Genomic DNA, 18,862 nt, shown 5'->3' with positions numbered 1-18,862 from the left:
TGGATTATATCTTACTTTAAAATTCTTTGCATCTGAGCGCATCACAGAGAAATCACTCATTTTTCAAATAATATTAAATAGGAAGAAACAGATAAAAAAGCGTCAAAAAAATATTTTTTTGGATAAATATTTTTTATTATTTTGTGCTAAATTAATCATCTTAGTATATCTTTTTTCATTTTCATCCATCCTAAGAAAGGGTGATGAAAAGATGAAAAAGAAAATAGGTGTGGCGGTAGGCATTTTTCTGTTGTTATTTTCGGGTTCATGGTTTTTAAATGAAGCGCAATCCCAACCAGAATTGGAAACAAGAACAACCGATCCGCAGTCTGGACTCTTGAATATTTCCAATATGAATATGAAAAGTTACGACAGCCCTCCGGAAGAAGAAACGTCTAGTCGATTCATGCCGCGAGAATATATTAAGATTAAGCAGAGGTAGGGAGTTTGTTGTGGAAAAATAACCGCAGGGTGGTGGACACCTTGCGGTTATTTTTAATTTGGAATTGGGTGATTAGGCTGATTGGATTTTTGGGAGTTATCGTTATTTGAAAATAGCTTTTTAATTTGAAAAATATGAAGGGCGGTTGATTTTCGAGTAGGTATAAGAATCATAGACGGAAAATTTCCAGCTAATGTGTAGTGAGGAGGCGTAAGAAGCTGATATAAGCGGAGATATTCCGGTTAGCTGTTCTGAATAAGGCAAAATCCAAGGATTTGGATTATGTAAGCGGAAAAACTACCTTTATCTTTAAGAAAAAAGGGGGTACTTCTTCGTTTAAACGGAATTTTTTCGGTTATTTTTTCAAGCACAGTGAAATCAACATTCACCTTTAACCGAACGGACAGGAATGCTGTTTTTACAAGGGATTGAGTCCGATAGAAGGTGTCAAGCGGACAGGAATGCTGTTTTTACAAGGGTTTGAGTCCGAAAGAAGGTGTCAAACGGACAGGAATGCTGTTTTTACAAGGGTTTGAGTCCGAAAGAAGGTGTCAAACGGACAGGAAACCTGGTTTTACAAGAGTTTTAGTCCGATAGAAGAGTTCAAACGGACAGGGGTCCTGTTTTCATGAGAGCTCGAGTCCGATAGAAGGCTGTCAAACGGACAGCAACCCTGGCCTTACAAGGGATTGAGTCCGATAGAAGCCCTCAAACGGACAAGCTCCCTGCTCTTATCAGAGATTGAGTCCGTTAGAGCCTCTCAAACGGACTCAATCCTAACTTTATCACTCAATCGTGTCCAATTGAACGAACACCAAAACCTAACTGAGTAAAAAAATCCATGTCAAGCCCATCACCTATTACTTCCGATACACCTTCGCATACGCCGTATACTGATCGACCACTCCACGATTGACTTCATACCCAATTCCAGGTGCAGTAGGAACGGTAATAATGCCATCCTTCATGGTAACTTCTGGATCGATGATATCGCGTTCCCAGTAACGAGAGGAGGCTGCGGTATCGCCTGGTAATGTGAACCCATCTAATGTCGTAATCGCAATATTATGGGCTCGTCCCACACCAGACTCTAGCATTCCGCCGCACCAAACCGGAATTCCGTGTTCCTTGCAGTAGTCATGAATTTTGATCGACTCACTAATTCCGCCAACACGACCGATTTTTACATTAATAATTCCACAGCTGCCCAACTCAACCGCTTTGCGCGTATCCTCAAGAGAATGCATGCTTTCATCTAAGCAAATTGGCGTCTTAATCTGCTTTTGTAACGTCCCGTGATCGATGATATCATCGTACGCTAATGGCTGCTCAATCATCATTAGATTGTAGTCATCAAGCTGTTTCAGTAAATCAATATCCGCTAACGTATAAGCCGAGTTTGCATCAGCCATCAATTGAATATCGGGAAACCTCGCGCGAATCGCCGCAATTACGTCGACATCCCAGCCTGGCTTAATTTTTACCTTCATGCGGCGGTAGCCTTCAGCCACAAATCCCTCGATGACGGAAAGCTGCTCGTCCACCGAATTCTGAATCCCAATCGAAATCCCGACTTCAATTTCCTGTCTCTTTCCTCCAATCACGGCACTTAACGGCTTCCCTTGTTTTTTCGCATACAGATCCCAAACCGCGCCTTCAATCGCAGATTTGGCCATATTGTTTTTTCGAATAAAACCAAAGCGATCGTTCAGCTCATCCGGGTGTTGAAAGGGTTCCTTTATACTCAATGGAATTAAATAATCCTCGAGCATATGCCAGTTCGTTTTCAACGTTTCCTCGTTATACCAGGGAGATTGGAAGGCGGTGGATTCGCCCCAGCCAGAAACGCCATCCTCATCGATGACTTCTACTAAAATAAATTCCTTTGTGGTCACCGTCCCAAAACTTGTAGTGAATGGAGATTTTTGCTCCATCTGCAAATGTCTCAACACAACTCGATCTAGTTTCATCCCATAAACCTCCATCTAATTTTGAAACAGGGGGACGGTTCTACATGTTTCATGTTTATAACGACTGTCGTGAAACAACGAGAACCGTCCCCGTGTTTCAGATTAATTCATCTCGCCTGCAGAGCACGTAGTATTCACAGGGCTCGTCTTTTTTTCGGATGACGTGGCAGGCTGCCCAGCCTTGTGAGAATAAAGATACAAAAACTTCTCGTGTTTTGTAACGCCAGTCTAATGCTAGTTCAGGATTCTGTTTTTTTAAACCGTGATTGTCAACTGGGATTGGAACAAAGAGGTAAGGGACGTCCGAATAGTCTTTGTTCCGAGCCTCGACAGCTTGTGGCAGGCCATCCGGACGTTGCTGCCAATCCAGTGCTAACCCTTCAGGAGTCACTTCCAGTTCAACAAACCAACTCCTGCGCTCTTCTAGATAAGGATGGTCAATGTACCATTCCACATTAAAGCGGTCAGAAGGCATTCCAGCATTGAGTCCATCCTTCATTTCACCATAGCAATTCTCCACATAATCTGAACAAATTGCCCCGAGCTTTGCTAAATTTAAGTACCCATTTCGGCTTTCCAGTGGATCATAGGTCCAGCGGATTTTCTTGTAGCCCAACTCACTGGCGATCTTGGCTTGCTCTTGTTTCAAGCGATAGCCGATTCCTTGATTACGGTAGTCCGGATCAATTCCCATCATATGGGAGCACACATAGGCTTCGCCATCCTTGAACCCGGCAAAGCTATATTGAAACCCAATACATGTTTCTCCATCAAAGGCGCCGATGACAAACCCGCCATTTTTCGCTGCTGTCATCGTTTGGTGGGTGGGGACAGGATCGGCGCCCCAAATTTTTAAATCTAACTGCTGTACTTTTTCAAAATCCTCGATGTCCTTGAGGTTTCTGATGGAAATCTCCAATGGTCTTCACCTCGTTTTCTATCTATCTGCGGGACCCTTTGGGGCTCTGCTTTTCAAATGTCTTCATTATAGTTGTGGCTAAAATTTCAATTCCCGTTAAAAGGTCTTCATGTCGAAAAGTCATATCTGGATGGTGCAGACCTGGCTTCAAATCACACCCAAGACCGAGCATCGTGGTTTTTAGATTTTTTTTCATGAGCGAATAGAAATGGAAATCCTCGCCTCCAGAAGTAACGACAGGTTCTGCGCAAAATGGAGCGCCGATGCAATCAAAAATCGCACTTCTCATAATCTCCACCGCCTCCGGGTCTGGTTCGGCTGCGGCAAGTTTAATGTCCGACTTCAAATGAATTTCCGCGTCGTACATCGCCGAGAGACCTTCTGCTATCTGGGTCAGCTTGTATTCCAACACATTCATGACATCATTATTCTGTGACCGTAAATCAAGGGTAAACGTCGCTTGGTCTGGAATAATATTACCATTTGGTCCGCCGGAGTGAAACGAAGTCATTTTAATGCTGGCCGGTACCTGTGGATCGATATGAATGTTGCGGATTGCCTGAATCAGACTGCTTCCGACTTCAATCGCATTCACACCTAAATGAGGTCGAGCGGCGTGAGCGGTTAATCCTTTAATCTGTCCGTGGATAAATTGAGCGGCTCCATGGAGGATGGCCGGCGAAACATAGCCTGAGCGCAATTCCTGAATGGGCCGCAAGTGAACACCGTATAAATAATCGACGTCATCCAACACTCCTTTTTCCAGCATTTTCAGAGCACCGGCTCCTTTTTCCTCAGCCGGTTGAAAAATCACCTTGAGTTTACCATTTGGCTTGAAGCCAATTTTGTTAAGTAACTTTACGACTCCGAGAGCCATAGTCGAGTGGGAGTCATGTCCACAGGAATGAACCGCCTGCCACTTTCCGTCCTTTTCCTGCCAAAGCGCATCCATATCAGCACGAAGCGCAACCGTGAAATCACCTTCACCAATCTCTCCCACAACCCCTGTACAATCATCAAAAGTCTGAGTGCGAAATCCTTCCTGCTCCAACTGCTTGCGAATAAACTCCGTTGTTTTTACCTCTTTCCAACTAATTTCAGCATTTTGATGGAGATGATTGAAGATGGAAAAGATCTCGCTCTTAAGTTCCTTCAATTTAGCTTTCATTTCTTCATCTCCTTTATTTTGAGTCATGAGTCAGCGGGACAGGTTCCTTGACTCATGTAGGTGCCCCAACTCTCTGTCCTTAAAAAAGTTTTATATCAGGGTCGAACTAACAAAAGCATCAAGTCTTTTTTTTCATTCTCCGCATCTTTGACACTATAGGCTGCCGTCAAACTATGCAAGAGCGATAGTTATGGAACGGAAACATCAATAGTGGATTGCTGTCCCAATCCTAGCGAAACGAGCGTATCGGCATGCGATGCAATAGGGGAGAGAACCGAATCAGTAATGGCCAAAACCTGCGCACCTCGTTTTTTTGCTTCCTTTGCGACCCGGAGGCTGCTTGCCCTATAACGATGAAACGTAATAATGAACACCGTGCTGTTCGCGTTCAGTTCATCGGTTAAGAAAAATAATCGATCACTGTATTCTCGATAAACGGTTACATTTTTTCGTAAAAGATTTAACGTATAGTGAAACCATAATTCCTGGATACGATGCATGAACTCCTACTATTAGTATATTCTCCGCGTCTATTAAATGCCGCGATTTCGTCCAAAGTTTTTTGCCTAGGACAGAGGGATGAGATAAGGGACCTCTGAATCATCCCTCTGACTAAAAAAGCAAATACTTTTTATTTTTACAATAATATAACTTAATCGAGATCCCTGCAACGCTTTTAGTTTAACGTCAAAGGTGAGTCAGAAAAGAAGTCGGAATAAATGATTTGGTCTAGGAATATGATTAGGTAATTTTTTAGATGGAGGGGACGCTTAATGAAAAAAGTCATCTGTGTTTTGGGGATTTTAATAGGGGTTGTTTTTTTCTTTATAGGATTTGAGTGGTTGGGGATTATTGTGGCGGTGGTTGCTTTGTTTTTCCTTCCGAGTAAGGAGTCAACAAGTACGTTGGATTCTTATTATCATGATGAATATTATGATGGGGAGCGGGAAGGTTCAAATAACGAGGCTACGGATAGTGGCGATTCTGGTGGGGGAAACGATGATTAATTTAGCTGATAGATAAATATTGGATCTAATCAAACGATTGATTGGATATGTGTTTGCTAGGTAATTGAATTCATCAAAACTAGCGTTCTCTCAAACTAATCAATCGTTTGACTAGAGTTTATGTTCGCTGAAGAAAACAACTTTGTAGGTCAAAGATACAGGTCTCCTTGTCCCTCCCTATACCTTAATTTAGAGAATGAAGGAAGGTCCTGTGGAGTGCAATCTCTGCAGGTATTTTTTTATTTTATTTTACAAAACCAACACGGTAAGAAATTGTTACCTAGAAATTCGATAATCAATTCCTAATAAAAGCTATGTATCGTCTAATCCGATTACTCCTATTAAATAGAGGTACATTTTCCTAAACGTTAGGTCGATGTTTAGTTTTCTGGGGCAATCCATATGAATGGTGTTACAGTCTTGAGAGTTTTTGTAACAAATTGGCTAGGGGGTTTATTACAAAAGTACTAGTTATGAAGATGTCGTCCATAGTATAATTTTATTAGATTCATATTACTTATTTAAAAAAAGGAAGAAACCTTTGGTTGTACTTCAAGAAAAGGATGTTGATGGAATTGGGAATAGCAATTGGGATTGATTTAGGTACAAGTAATTCTGCTGCAGCCGTTTATCGTAAAGGGAAGGTGGAGAGTATTCCGATTGATGGGAGGAAAATACTACCTTCTGTTATTTCTTATAAAGAGGATGGTCAAATTCTTGTAGGCAGTGCTGCTAAGGCAAGGCTGTTTATTGATCCTCTGAATAGTATTGCATCATCTAAACGATATATAGGGGATCCGAAGAAAACCTATCAGATCCATAATCGAACTTTAACGCCTATTGATGCGGCAAGTGAAATTCTAAACAAAATTAAAATAGAAGCAAGTAAATACTTAGGAGAAGAAGTGAAGGAAGCGGTTATTACCGTTCCGGCTTATTTTACGAGTGAGCAGCGGGAAGCCACAAGAAAAGCAGGCGAACAAGCAGGCTTAAAGGTATTGCGATTATTGCCTGAGCCTACGGCGGCCGCCATTGCCTATGGGTTGGATAAGGAAAGAAATCAAACGATCATGGTGTATGACCTTGGCGGTGGAACCTTTGACGTATCCATCTTAAAGGTGGAAGGAAATTCATTCAAGGTTGTGGCGGTTGATGGAGATTCGATGCTGGGTGGGGATGATTTTGACGATCGCATTGTTCAGCATCTCATCGATAAGGTCAAAATTGGCGGTCAAATCAAAAACAAAGCGCAAGCCTCACTCGATCTTCAACGATTGAAAGAAGCGGCTGAGGAAGCAAAGAAAGAGCTGTCCGAAAGTGATATCACCGATATTCTGATTCCAGATATCATGGGTGTTCATATTGATGAGGAATTAACGATTGAATCTTTAAATCAAATGTCTCAACCGTTGTTGAACAAAACGATTGATAAAATCAATGAGGTAGTAGAAGAAGCAGGATTGACGAAAAGAGATATTAGCCGAGTGATTCTGGTAGGAGGTTCCACCCGAATGAGGGCGGTACAGGAAATTGTCACTCAACAAATTAAAAAACCTTTTATTGCGGACAATGTCGATGAGATCGTCGCCCATGGGGCAGCGATTATGGCCGCTAATTTATGTGCACCTGACCTTGATACCGCTCCTGTCCCAATCGAAGTTGAAAATGCAGTACCGCATTCGCTCGGGGTAGGTCTATATTTTAACAACGTTTATAAAGTCAAACATCTCATCCATAGAAATACACCAGTTCCAGCTATTGGAGCAACTTTGTGCTATACGAGGTTTCCGTATCAAAAAGAGGTTGAATTACCGGCTTATCGGACAGAATCAGATGTTCCTGATAGTAAGGATAAGTTGGGAGAGTTGATATTAAGGGTAACACCGCAGAAGTCTCCTGTTGATATGGTAGCGATCTTTGAACTGGATGAAAACGGGATCTTGATCTTATCAAGTGCTGAACTTTCTCCTTCCAATCCGCTTATTGGTTATTATGACGAAACTGGTGAAGTGGATGAGATTCTCCTTCAAAGGATGATTGAGAATCGTCAAATTACTTTGGAACGAATTACGATTGACACAAATAAATAATTGGAGGCAACATGATGGCCATAATTGAAAAAAACAGCCCATATATTTTAGGTATTGATTTAGGAACATCTAATTCCGCAGTTTCCATCTATCGAAAAGGAAAAGCGCATATGATTAAGTTAGGGAAGGAAACCTCCATCCCCTCTGTCGTTAGTTTCCGATCGGAAGAAGATATCCAAGTAGGGGAAGCAGCCAAACGCCGAATTTTGATTGATCCCGAAAACACAGTTTCTTTTATTAAACGTGAAATGGGAACCGAATGGACCCGTGAATTCTACGGCAATTCTTATAGACCTGAAGATATTTCTGCTGAGATTCTTTCAAAATTAAAGGAATATGTCATCGCCCAAGAAGAATTTGATTTGAACGGTACTCCAACGTACGCAGTTATTTGTGTACCAGCCAATTTCGACGACAATAAAAAGCGTGCGACGAAGGAAGCGGCAGAACTAGCTGGTTTGAACGTGACGTATTTATTAGAAGAACCGGTTGCGGCTGCAATTGCCTATGGAATGGAAGTAGGGCGTAACCAGACCATTATGGTCTACGATTTAGGTGGGGGTACATTTGATGTCTCGATTTTGAAAGTAGATAGTACATCAGAAGAGGAACCTGCTACTTTTACCATTTTGGCCAAAGAAGGAGACCCCAACCTTGGCGGATACGATATTGACCAAGTCATCATGAAGCTGGTTGCGGAAGATTTTAAAACAAAAAGCAATTTAGATTTGTTTGATTTGGAGGCAGATCAAGGGGTTTCGGTAACGGAATTGCTTGAGGCTCAACAAAAGCTACAAGAGGCCTGTGAACAAGCCAAAAGAGAATTATCGGAAATGGAATTTGCAGCCATTGAGATTCCGAATCTGATTAAGGATGAATTTGGAACGATTCATAACGTGGAATATGAATTAACCCGCGAGGATTTTGAAAAGGCGATCGAACCGTTAATTGACCAAACCATCATCACGATGAAAAAGGCATTGGAGCATTCAAAATTAGACACTAGAGATCTTTCAAGAGTCATCTTAGTCGGAGGTTCCTCGCGAATTCCTCTTGTTAGCAAAAAAATTAAAGAGGTCTTAAATAAGGAGCCGTACTCCAATATTGACCCAGATACAATCGTTGCACAGGGAGCGGCTATTTTTGGCGCCAGCATTGGGGTACCAACTGATAAAATTCATGAAACCAATGAAACCGATCAAGAAGATGTCCTGGATACAACGATTGAAATGAATAATATTGTCACTCACTATCTTGGCATCGAAATTAGAGGAGGCCGCTTCAATACCATTATTGAAAAGGGATTGGAATTAACAGACGAACAACCGGTTGTATCAAGAGAAAAGGTATACAGTACGCCTGAAGATGATATGACGGAAATGCGTATTTCCGTTTTTCAAAGTCCAGAGGAAGTTGAATATGTAGGAGACGATCGCTGTATATGTATCGGGGAGTTCTTCTTATCAGGAATTCCAAAGGCTCCAAAAGGAAAACACCGAATCGCGGTCAATTTTGACGTGAATAAACAAAATGAAGTGATTGTGACAGCTAGTCTTCAAGGGGAAGAAGGTATATCCAATCAACTTACAATACAAAGAAATTAGGAGCCGATACTATGGAAAAATCAGAGTTATTGAAGAAATTTATCAGCAATCAAAAGGTCTACTCTAAAAAAAGACAAGAGATGGATGACTGGAAGAATGATTTCAAGCGATTAGAAATTGAAACGAAGAATTTGATGGAGTCTTTTGAAAAAGGCTACCAGGGATTAGAAGGAACGGACCATTTTTCAGAAGATCTAAAAACAAAGCTTGAGAACCGGAGAGAAGGCATTCGTTTATCAGCAAAAAGTGTCAGCCGGCTTTTGAAAAAAATGGCTCCAGAAAAACCGCTCATGGATGTTGAACAGGACATTATGACATCGGATGAAGTGGTCAAAATGATCCAGAACAATCATGAACAGTCCAGCGAGACATCGGACAACGAGCTGAAGAAAGTAGAAATAGAAACGGTGTTGGAAGGGGATTCTCCGTCTCCTTCTGTTCCGGAACAGAACATAGAGCTAGTTACGGAGGAAATGGTCCCGCACAACGAACTAGAACCGACTCTCGAAGTTCCGGAAGCAGAACAAGAGAAATCGATCACTCCCCCGCTTGAAAAAGAGATTCATGAGGATGGAACGACTTTACCTGAAGGAAAGACAGATACAGCCATTATTGAAGAGGCGCTTGAAACCAATGAAGAAATTCTCAAGGAATTAGAAGAGTGTGTTACCTCTGCAGAAACGAGATTTTTCAAGTTTATGGAAAAAGGGGTATCCCCAATTCTTGACGGGCTTTACAGTGGAAAAAAATACGGGAACGATCTGATTAAAGAGTTAGGTCCCGATCATGAGCAGCTTGAGCAAACCAAGGAATGGCTCACGATTTATGATGAATTAATGGATCAAATTCGACAATTCTTTGCGACGTTTTCGATTAACCTCTTTATTCCTGAAGCGGGATCCTTATTTGATGAACATACACAAGAACCGATTGGCGTAGTAGAGGATGAAGGGTTCCAAGATGAACAAGTAAAGGAAGTCGTTCGGTTTGGCTTGATTTATGAAAAAGAGATCGATCAGCAGCCATCTTTTCTATTGCGTCCTGCACAAGTGATTGTGGTGAAAAATAAAAAGCAACCAGATTTAGCGTCCGGAAAGGGTAATGAAGATGAAAGTAGATAACGAGAAAAAACCTGTACTGGGGATTGATTTAGGAACGACGTATTCCGCCATTTCCAGATGGACGGAGAAGGGTCCTAAAGTATATCAAAATCCAAGAAGAGAATATTCATGGGCATCGGTCGTATACTTTGATGATCGTCAGGAAAAACCATTGGTGGGAAATCTGGCCTTAAAGCGGGCGATCATTGACCCTGAGAACGCCGTTATCGGTGTTAAGCGCATGATGGATGACGCTAATCAGACCATTCGATTAGGCAATAAAGAATTTAGTCCGATTGAAATTTCTTCGTTAATTTTACGAGATGTTTATGAATATGCAGAAAAAACGACACCAGGTTTTGATCCAGCCGGTGTTGTCGTGACGGTTCCATACTATTTTACCGCTGTCCAAAATAGTAATACAGCAGATGCAGCCAAGATGGCAGGGTTGAATGTGCTAGGGATTATTCAAGAACCTGTTGCGGCTGCTCTTGCATATGGCGTGCATGAAGAGGAAAATTTGAGTGATGAAATCATCATGGTATTTGATCTTGGTGGCGGAACCTTTGATTTAACCATATTTCGATTCACGAATAATCAAGACAAAATTACGTTCGAAGTGTTAGCCACTGGAGGGGATGACAGACTGGGAGGGTTGGATTTTGATAAAAAATTATCAGAACTGATTGAGAAAAAAGCCAATCTTAACTTAGATGGACAGTCTGAAGTGGACCTCCTTAAAGCGAAATCGGCTTTAATGGAAGCAGCAAAGGAAGCAAAAGAAATCCTGTCTTTTGAAGATTCCACTGAAGTAATTAAACCGAATATTCTCCCAGGTCAACATATCGAAATCGAGATTGAAAGAGAAGAATTTGAAGCGTGCATTGACCATTATTTTGTCAAAATGGATACGATCATGGACAATGTCATTGAGAAGGCATGCCTCTCCAGAAGTGATATTAACCGTGTCATTAAAGTCGGGGGTTCAAGCCGCATTCCGAAAATCGATGAGCTCTTATCCCAAAAGGTAGGCGGCAACAAAACGTTTGGCAATATTGATCCAGACCTTTGTGTCGCACAAGGAGCTAGTATCTACGCAGCCTTTTTGGACGAGCGGATTGATTGGGCGAAGGAAATAGAAATTAAGACGGCCACTGCCCATGCTTTAGGAGTGGGGTTAGCGGATGGAAGAGTAAGTGTGCTGATACCAGCTAATCGACAAACCCCATGCAAAGAAACCCGCACCTTTACAACAGACACGGATAACTGTGAGGAATTGGATATCGATCTCTATCAAGGGGCTTCGAAATTTATTAAAAACAATAAAAAAATTGGTACGATTCATGTACCAGGTCTAGTCAAACGACCAGCGGGAGAATTGGATATTAAGATTACCTTTCAAATTAGTCAACAACAATCCGTTTCCGTTACGGTGATCCAAGAAGAAAGTCATATAAGAAAAGTAGAAACCGTTAAGCTAACTTAGTAGGGAGTGCTTAGAAAGTGAATATAGAAGGGTATGAGCTCATAAGAGAGCTTTTTTCCAATCGAAATGGATTAACCGTATATGTAGCCAAAAATCAGGAAAATGCTCAGCTTTGTATCCTGCGGATAGCTGATGTATCCAAAAGTAGAGGCGAATTTAGCTTAGATGATTGGTATGAGGTGTATACAGACTATCAACAAAAAGTAACCAATTATAAGTATTTACCACAAGTATCCAATATCACGATGATGGACCCGACCACCGTGTATACGACATTGGATTGTGAAGAAGGAGCCACGCTTCGGGAAGAAGGTGTCCTTCGATTAGAGGCAATATCGAATTTAATCGATGCCCTTCAACATCTGCAAAAAAAAGGTTTATCCCATGGGTCCATTCATGCAGGAAACATCTGGCTGACCAAACAAGGCAAAGCGGTCTTATTCGGTGCGGGTGAGGCAAGTGTTTTTGAAAAAACAACTCCATCCTCTGATGTCAGTCAGTTGGTCGAAGTGATCAAGACATATTCTGTACTAGCAGATGAAGATATCGAGAAGATGGACCTCAATAAACCGGTTACCCTTGATGAATTAAGAGAGCTTTTAACAGGGGCAACGGAAAATGTAGAAAAACAGCCGAAAAAAGCAAAGCCCGGGTTGGTCGAACAAGAGAGTGAGGAAGAAACAGCTTCTAAACAAGTCGCTCCGCCTGATCCAGTGTTAAGTAGTACCACAACCAATACAGATTCTCCAAAGGATACAGAAAACCTGTTTCAAAAAAGAGAAGAAGAAACGGTAAGACCGATCGAGAATGAACAGCAGCGCTATGATCAGAATCAACATAAACATTCAAGGTTTAAGTGGATTATAGGCGGAATTGTTGGGGTTGTGGCTATAATTGGTGCCGTCGTTATTACTGGTATTATCTATATTGGTAATGTGATGGATGAAAAGGATGAACCTTCCTCCGGGACCGCTTCCGTGAACACGACGATAGAGGAAGAACCAGAACCTGCTTCTGTTGAGGAAGAAACTCAACCACAACCGGAAGAACCTGTTGTGATCCCTGTTAGTTTTACAAGGGGAGAAATAGAGGAATTCATATATAGTTATGGAATGGCGAGTGTAGAAGCCGTGAATTCACGTGATTTCTCTAGAGTAGAGCCATTATTAGACCCGAATGGAAAGAGCTATGATAGCCAGCGTGATTATATTAACTATCTAGAAGAGAAAAACATTACAGAAAAATTTGTTAACCTGCGTTTAAATGATTCTCAAAAAATGAACGATACTACCTACAAAATTTCGACTCAAGAAGAATATGAAATTTATTATAACGATGGGTCAGCAGTTTATAAGAAGTTTAATAGTGCTTATCATTTAACCGTATCTGAAGATGGTCGGCTTTTCGTAAATGAATTGTTGTATACAGATGAGACATACTCTGAGTTGATTCGTGCAGCGGTCACGGAGGAATATACGTATGAATCTGATCCAACGAATAATCTGTCAAACTATAACAACTATGTAGCACCGCCAGGAGACGAGACAGGAGCTATTGAAAGTGCGATACGATTACACTATGGCAGTATAAGCAATAACGATTTTTCTACAGCGTATAATGTTTTTTCAAAGAATAGAAGAAGTAAGGTAACACAATCTGGTTGGGAAAAAGGACTTCAGCAAAACCTTTATGATGAGCTGACTAGGATTGAAGTGGAACAAATTGATGGCTCAAATGGCGTGGCCTATATAGAGTTTACTTCTTATGACGATAACAGTGATGGAACGATTTTGGTTCAAGAATGGGCTGGATATTGGCACCTTATCAAAGAAGGTGGAAGTTGGACTCTTGACACCCCAGATCTGTCAAAAGTAAATTCATGGGTGGAGGTTCAATAATGAGTCGATCTAAACGAAATAAACGAAATAAACGCCATCCACGCTTTTCATCCCCTTTTTCACTGATCGTTGCTGCCATCGTTTTTGTCTTGGTATTAGGAGGGGTTTCGTTTTTTATATTTAACGATTCCGAAAAGGCAAAAGAAAAGGAAGAGGCTCCATCTAGTAGAACAGAAGCAACGGTATCGGATCAAAAGGAAGAACGTATTGTAGAAGAAACAAAACCTACAGTAGAAACAAAGGAAGAGTCAAGCATTACTTTTTACGAGGAAACGGACAACACAGAAGAGAAAGTCAATCGTCTTGTCGAAAATATGACGCTTCAAGAAAAAATTGGTCAGTTACTGGTAGTTGGTTTTCAAAGCACTGAGGTGGATGAACACATTCGATCGATGATCAACGATTACCATGTCGGAGGGGTCATCTTATTTGATCGTAATATGAAAACGCCCGAACAGGTAGCGTCGTTAAACAACAAGCTACAAGACTTGGCAAAGCAAAAGGATGATCAGATTCCCTTATGGCTAAGTGTGGATCAGGAAGGTGGACAAATCATGCGCATGAAAGACCAAGTCACGGCGATTCCTTCCCAACAATCACTTGGGAAACAAGGGAATCCAGAGGAGGTCTATAAAGTGGCCCAACGTAATGGGAAAGAACTCGCTACGATGGGATTCAACCTCAATTTTGCTCCTGTTTTAGACTTATCTGCTACCGATAGTCGATCATTTGGAGAAAATCCTGAACAAGCGGCTCAGTTTGGTGAGAAGGTAGTCACGGGATTAAATGATGCAGGGATCATTTCCACCTTAAAACACTTTCCAGGTAATGGGAGAAGTAATATCGATCCCCATATCGAATCATCTTCTGTGGCAGTGGATAAAGGGGATTTAAAGTCTAGTGACATTTACCCATTTAAAAAGATTATGGACACGGTTGATCATCAGCGATTATTTGTGATGGTGACCCATATCAAATATCCTGCCTATGATCGGGAAAACCCGGCTAGTGTTTCACCCATTATTATTCAAGATCTATTAAGAGAAGAACTCGGATTTACAGGGCTTGTCGTAACCGACGATTTAGAAATGGGTGCCGTCAATAAATACTACAGTTATGGCGATCTTGGCTATAAAGCCGTCAATGCTGGCGCAGACATCTTGCTTGTATGTCATACACTGGAACATCAAAAGGAAGTATTTAATGGTATCCTAAAAGCAATTGAGACGAAAAAGATTTCTGAAGAAAGAATTGACGAGTCTGTAAAAAGAATTTTAACCACTAAATTAGCAACCATTGAGGAAACACACGTTGACCCTGTAAAAGCTAAAAAATTTGTTGGGAAGTAAAGTGGAAAATGAGTCAGAGGGTCAGGTCCCCTGACTCATTTTAGTTATGGGTGTGAGACAGGGGACATGGGCTCAAAAGAGTTACATAGTGAGTCAAGGTACCTCTCCCTCTGATTCAAAAAAACCTACTTGACAGGTAAGAATTATTAGAGTAATATTCTTACTATTATACTAGTATACAAGAAAGTGAAATGTGGAGGAGAAAAAGTGAATACAGGTCTTATTATTGTTAATCTCATTGTGTTTATAGCTTTACTGGCATTATTAGTTATAATGCAGAAAAAACACGTTTCCTTTTCTAAACGAGTGTTTGCTGGTTTGGGACTTGGAATTGTGTTCGGATACATACTTCATTTAATCTACGGAATGGATTCTGAAGCGACAACCGGAACGATTGAATGGGTAAATATTGTAGGGAGCGGCTATGTGAAATTTTTACAAATGGTCGTAATGCCACTTGTGTTTATTTCCATCGTTGGCGCATTCACAAAGATGAAAGTCACAAAGAATCTTGGAAAAATTGCCTTGCTCGTGATTGGGATTCTCGTTTTAACAACGGGAGTTTCAGCAGCAATCGGCATTGGTTCAGCACTTAGCTTTAACCTAGATGAATTCCAATTAACAGAAGGGGAAGCGGAAAAAGCTCGTAATGAGTCACTAGCGGATCGAGTTGAAACAGCGGAGAACTTAACGATTCCTCAGCAACTCTTAGAGATGATTCCAAGTAATCCATTTGCTGACCTGACAGGTTCACGCCCAACTTCAACAATTGCCGTCGTTATTTTTGCGGCATTTATTGGGGTAGCTTACTTAGGAGTTAGACGGAAAAATCCAACGGAGGCAGAAACTTTTGCGAAAATCATTGATTCGATTTATGCAATCGTGATGCGTGTCGTGACACTTGTTCTTCGTCTGACTCCATACGGAATTTTAGCATTAATGACAAAAGTTGCGGCTACAAGTAACTATGAAGCGCTCGTTAGCCTTGGGAAGTTCGTCATTGCCAACTATGTGGCGATCATTATCGTGTTTATTATTCATTTAATCTTACTGGCGCTAGCCAAGCTAAACCCAGTTCTTTATATGAAAAAGGGATTTCCGACTTTGGCCTTTGCATTTACATCGCGTTCATCAGCAGGTACGCTACCGATGAATATTAAAAGCCAAACCGATGATTTCGGTGTATCAGAAGGGGTGGCCAACTTCGCTGGACCTTTCAGTCTTTCAATTGGTCAAAATGGTTGTGCCGGCATCTATCCAGCTATGCTTGCGATCATGGCAGCACCAATGGCGGGAATTGACCCAACAAGTATTTCGTTTATTATTACATTGATTATCGTTTGTATGATCAGTTCATTTGGAGTCGCTGGAGTTGGTGGCGGTGCAACATTTGCTTCTTTAATCGTTCTATCTGTGATGGACCTTCCAGTAGCGATTGTTGGATTAATGGTAACGGTTGAGCCATTAATCGACATGGGTCGTACAGCACTAAACGTGAGCGGTGGAATGACATCTGGTATCTTAACAAGCAGAATCACAGGTGATTTCACGGAAGAAACATACAACCGTCCGGAAATTGCCCAAGCACAATAAAAAAGATAAAAAGCGGTTCTAATGCTACCATGCGTAGCGTAGAATCGCTTTTTTTAGGTTGATTTAGCAGGGCGTGATGGAACCCAAGCTGCGGTGAGTCAGAGGGTGAGTCATTAAGCACCTCATCCCTTATTGGAAAAAATTTGATAACGCGTAGAGCAAATGATTAGGACAAGGGTCTAACCCTTGTCCTTTTAATATACAAAAATCGATAGCGTCCCAGGTTTCAAAACATGTAAGTACAAAAGTAACCCCAACATCTTTCCCTAAACCAAACAAGAGAACCGTCCCCATGTTTACCAAAAGGCATAAAGCCCCATTTGTTAGATTTTACCGAATATTTCCATAGAGGGTTTAATATAGATACTTTGAGATTACGTCATTATTTCTGGATAGAAAAAGGCAAGTGAGATTACTTTTTTAAAAGAGGGTACGAGGAGGAGAACATGGAGGAGACCATTCATCTAAAGGAATTATTGCGAACGTTAAAAAAACGACTCGGGTTAATCGTGATGTTGACGACATTGTCTGTGATGGTCAGTGGAATCATGAGTTACTTTGTCATGACCCCCATTTACCAAGCCTCAACACAGCTTTTAGTCAACAAAACGCAGGCCGATCCAACCGTCTATAATCCAGGTGAGGTTCAAACAAACCTACAACTGATCAATTCCTATAACGTCATCATGAAAAGTCCAGCGATCCTCGATAAAGTAATTGATGAATTGGAATTGGATTTGACGGTAGCCCAGTTAAACGAAAAAATGACAGTTTCAAGTGCAGAGGATTCTCAAGTGGTGAACCTGACCGTCGAGGATCCGGATCCCCAAATGGCAGCAAAGATTGCCAATGTAACAGCGGAAGTCTTCCAAGAAGAAATTGTAAAACTGATGAACATTGATAATGTAAATATTTTAGCACAGGCAAAGGTGGAGGACAATCCATCTCCTGTTCAGCCAAAGCCACTATTAAATATAGCCATAGCACTGGTGATTGGGCTCATGCTGGGGATTGGAGTGGCCTTTTTACTGGAGTATTTGGATAACACGATCAAAAGTGAACAAGACATCGAAAGACTATTACAAGTACCTGTCCTTGGCTCGGTTGCTACATTTGATCGTAAGAGTGAGTTGCGAAATCGGAAAAAGATGAAAGAAGTAGCAAGAGGGGGATCATATGGCTCTTAAGAAAAGGTCAAAAAAGAAAACAACAAATTTAAGACGGAGCTTAATCACGAATACAGATCCAAAGTCACACATCTCTGAGCAATATCGATCAATCCGAACGAATATTCAATTCTCATCCGTTGACAAAGAATTAAAGACCTTGGTTGTAACATCGTCAGGACCTGAAGAAGGAAAATCAACGACCGTTGCCAATTTAGCGGTAATCTTTGCCCAACAAGGGAAAAAGGTTCTACTGATTGACTCTGACCTAAGAAAGCCAACCGTTCACTATACGTTTAATCTGACCAATTCAAAAGGATTAACGAATGTCCTTACCAGACAATCAGCGCTAGAGGAAGCGGTACAGGAATCGGGTGAAGAAAATTTAGATATCTTAACAAGCGGACCCATTCCACCGAATCCTGCTGAACTGCTTAGTTCAAAAGCAATGGAAGCGTTAATGAGTGAAGTAAGAGAAGCGTATGACATGGTACTTTTTGATTCGCCCCCCTTATTGGCTGTAACAGATGGGCAGATATTAGCAAGTAAATGTGATGGGACTATTTTGGTTATTAGCAGTGGAAAAACAGAAGTCGAGCAAGCAATCAAGGCAAAGGATCTATTAAACTCAGTGAATAGTCACCTTTTGGGTGCCATCCTAAATGATAAAAAGATGAAAAACACCCATTATTATTCTTATTAGGGTGAGAGGTAAAACAAATGTAATAAATTTATAATATAGTTTATTAATATCTTAAAAAATGATGAAATAATATCCTAATATACGAGGAAGGCAGCCTATTAAAGGAATTCATATCATCGTTGTCACATCGAATCATAAAATTTATCTATAGATAAAATCAGAAATTTAAATATTTGAATATTCTCATCACAAAAAAATCCGAGTCGTTGTATTCCTCTAAGGCAGCTCACCTGAACCATCTTTGTTGAGGATTCCTTTCAACCCTTGCTGGATAAAATCCAAGTATGCACATGATTTTAATACAAATTAACAACTGTAACAAATCCGTTATTAACGTATTTGTTTGCTTCTAAATGAGAGAACATCT

15 protein-coding genes are annotated in these 18,862 nt (G+C 41.0%); 11 read left to right on the top strand and 4 right to left on the bottom strand.

Going from position 1 to position 18,862, the window contains the following annotated elements; all coding sequences use genetic code 11:
- The first annotated feature begins 118 nt into the window (after positions 1 to 118).
- Positions 119 to 442, top strand: coding sequence for a hypothetical protein (locus Q5760_RS22945; RefSeq protein WP_428909868.1), 324 nt, complete (start codon positions 119 to 121; stop codon positions 440 to 442).
- 860 nt (positions 443 to 1,302) lie between these two features.
- On the opposite strand, the gene menC is transcribed toward Q5760_RS22945, so the two are convergent.
- From menC to Q5760_RS22925, 4 genes are all read right to left on the bottom strand, one after another.
- Positions 1,303 to 2,412 (bottom strand): o-succinylbenzoate synthase, encoded by a 1,110-nt coding sequence (gene menC, locus Q5760_RS22940; protein WP_428909867.1) that lies wholly within the window; start codon positions 2,410 to 2,412, stop codon positions 1,303 to 1,305.
- 97 nt (positions 2,413 to 2,509) lie between these two features.
- The gene (locus Q5760_RS22935) at positions 2,510 to 3,331 is read right to left on the bottom strand and encodes a GNAT family N-acetyltransferase (protein WP_428909866.1); all 822 of its coding nucleotides are present in this window, start codon (positions 3,329 to 3,331) and stop codon (positions 2,510 to 2,512) included.
- A 22-nt stretch (positions 3,332 to 3,353) separates the two neighbouring features.
- The gene (locus Q5760_RS22930; protein WP_428909865.1) at positions 3,354 to 4,499 is read right to left on the bottom strand and encodes a M20 peptidase aminoacylase family protein; all 1,146 of its coding nucleotides are present in this window, start codon (positions 4,497 to 4,499) and stop codon (positions 3,354 to 3,356) included.
- Positions 4,500 to 4,687: 188 nt separating this feature from the next.
- On the bottom strand, positions 4,688 to 4,999 hold the full coding sequence (locus tag Q5760_RS22925) for a MurR/RpiR family transcriptional regulator (protein WP_428909864.1): 312 nt from the start codon (positions 4,997 to 4,999) through the stop codon (positions 4,688 to 4,690).
- 273 nt (positions 5,000 to 5,272) lie between these two features.
- Here Q5760_RS22925 and Q5760_RS22920 point away from each other — a divergent pair, with 273 nt between their 5' ends.
- The 10 genes from Q5760_RS22920 (at position 5,273) to Q5760_RS22875 (ending at position 18,495) form a co-directional block, all read left to right on the top strand.
- Entirely contained in the window at positions 5,273 to 5,506 is a 234-nt protein-coding gene (locus Q5760_RS22920; RefSeq protein ID WP_428909863.1) for a hypothetical protein, read from the top strand.
- A gap of 569 nt (positions 5,507 to 6,075) precedes the next feature.
- Positions 6,076 to 7,596, top strand: coding sequence for an Hsp70 family protein (locus Q5760_RS22915; RefSeq protein ID WP_428909862.1), 1,521 nt, complete (start codon positions 6,076 to 6,078; stop codon positions 7,594 to 7,596).
- A gap of 14 nt (positions 7,597 to 7,610) precedes the next feature.
- On the top strand, positions 7,611 to 9,200 hold the full coding sequence (locus tag Q5760_RS22910) for an Hsp70 family protein (RefSeq protein ID WP_428909861.1): 1,590 nt from the start codon (positions 7,611 to 7,613) through the stop codon (positions 9,198 to 9,200).
- 11 nt (positions 9,201 to 9,211) lie between these two features.
- The gene (grpE, locus tag Q5760_RS22905; RefSeq protein ID WP_428909860.1) at positions 9,212 to 10,321 is read left to right on the top strand and encodes a nucleotide exchange factor GrpE; all 1,110 of its coding nucleotides are present in this window, start codon (positions 9,212 to 9,214) and stop codon (positions 10,319 to 10,321) included.
- A complete protein-coding gene (locus tag Q5760_RS22900; protein WP_428909859.1) occupies positions 10,308 to 11,786 on the top strand; it encodes an Hsp70 family protein in 1,479 nt (492 codons plus the stop codon). The genes grpE and Q5760_RS22900 overlap by 14 nt, the downstream gene beginning before the upstream one ends.
- Positions 11,787 to 11,803: 17 nt before the next feature.
- Positions 11,804 to 13,684, top strand: coding sequence for a TcaA NTF2-like domain-containing protein (locus Q5760_RS22895; protein WP_428909858.1), 1,881 nt, complete (start codon positions 11,804 to 11,806; stop codon positions 13,682 to 13,684).
- Entirely contained in the window at positions 13,684 to 15,033 is a 1,350-nt protein-coding gene (gene nagZ, locus Q5760_RS22890) for a beta-N-acetylhexosaminidase (RefSeq protein WP_428909857.1), read from the top strand. The genes Q5760_RS22895 and nagZ overlap by 1 nt, the downstream gene beginning before the upstream one ends.
- Before the next feature lie 207 nt (positions 15,034 to 15,240).
- Entirely contained in the window at positions 15,241 to 16,626 is a 1,386-nt protein-coding gene (locus Q5760_RS22885; RefSeq protein ID WP_428909856.1) for an L-cystine transporter, read from the top strand.
- A 446-nt stretch (positions 16,627 to 17,072) separates the two neighbouring features.
- Complete coding sequence (locus Q5760_RS22880) at positions 17,073 to 17,813, top strand: YveK family protein (protein WP_428909855.1); 741 nt, start codon at positions 17,073 to 17,075, stop codon at positions 17,811 to 17,813.
- On the top strand, positions 17,803 to 18,495 hold the full coding sequence (locus Q5760_RS22875; RefSeq protein ID WP_428909854.1) for a CpsD/CapB family tyrosine-protein kinase: 693 nt from the start codon (positions 17,803 to 17,805) through the stop codon (positions 18,493 to 18,495). The genes Q5760_RS22880 and Q5760_RS22875 overlap by 11 nt, the downstream gene beginning before the upstream one ends.
- The last annotated feature ends 367 nt before the right edge of the window (positions 18,496 to 18,862 follow it).

Origin of the sequence: Niallia sp. Kr1, assembly GCF_050389805.1 — a bacterium.
Taxonomy (GTDB): Bacteria; Bacillota; Bacilli; order Bacillales; family Cytobacillaceae; genus Bacillus_BD.
The sequence above is the reverse complement of the archived record's forward strand: the minus strand, read 5'-3'. Positions and strand labels throughout refer to the sequence as shown.

Bases quoted from the DNA above. Each gene is read 5' to 3' on its own strand.
- Q5760_RS22900 (WP_428909859.1), top strand. From the start codon at position 10,308: ATGAAAGTAGATAACGAGAAAAAACCTGTACTGGGGATTGATTTAGGA.
- Q5760_RS22930 (WP_428909865.1), bottom strand. From the start codon at position 4,499: ATGAAAGCTAAATTGAAGGAACTTAAGAGCGAGATCTTTTCCATCTTC.
- nagZ (WP_428909857.1), top strand. From the start codon at position 13,684: ATGAGTCGATCTAAACGAAATAAACGAAATAAACGCCATCCACGCTTT.
- Q5760_RS22925 (WP_428909864.1), bottom strand. From the start codon at position 4,999: ATGCATCGTATCCAGGAATTATGGTTTCACTATACGTTAAATCTTTTA.
- Q5760_RS22920 (WP_428909863.1), top strand. From the start codon at position 5,273: ATGAAAAAAGTCATCTGTGTTTTGGGGATTTTAATAGGGGTTGTTTTT.
- grpE (WP_428909860.1), top strand. From the start codon at position 9,212: ATGGAAAAATCAGAGTTATTGAAGAAATTTATCAGCAATCAAAAGGTC.
- Q5760_RS22875 (WP_428909854.1), top strand. From the start codon at position 17,803: ATGGCTCTTAAGAAAAGGTCAAAAAAGAAAACAACAAATTTAAGACGG.
- Q5760_RS22915 (WP_428909862.1), top strand. From the start codon at position 6,076: ATGGAATTGGGAATAGCAATTGGGATTGATTTAGGTACAAGTAATTCT.
- Q5760_RS22880 (WP_428909855.1), top strand. From the start codon at position 17,073: ATGGAGGAGACCATTCATCTAAAGGAATTATTGCGAACGTTAAAAAAA.
- Q5760_RS22910 (WP_428909861.1), top strand. From the start codon at position 7,611: ATGGCCATAATTGAAAAAAACAGCCCATATATTTTAGGTATTGATTTA.
- menC (WP_428909867.1), bottom strand. From the start codon at position 2,412: ATGAAACTAGATCGAGTTGTGTTGAGACATTTGCAGATGGAGCAAAAA.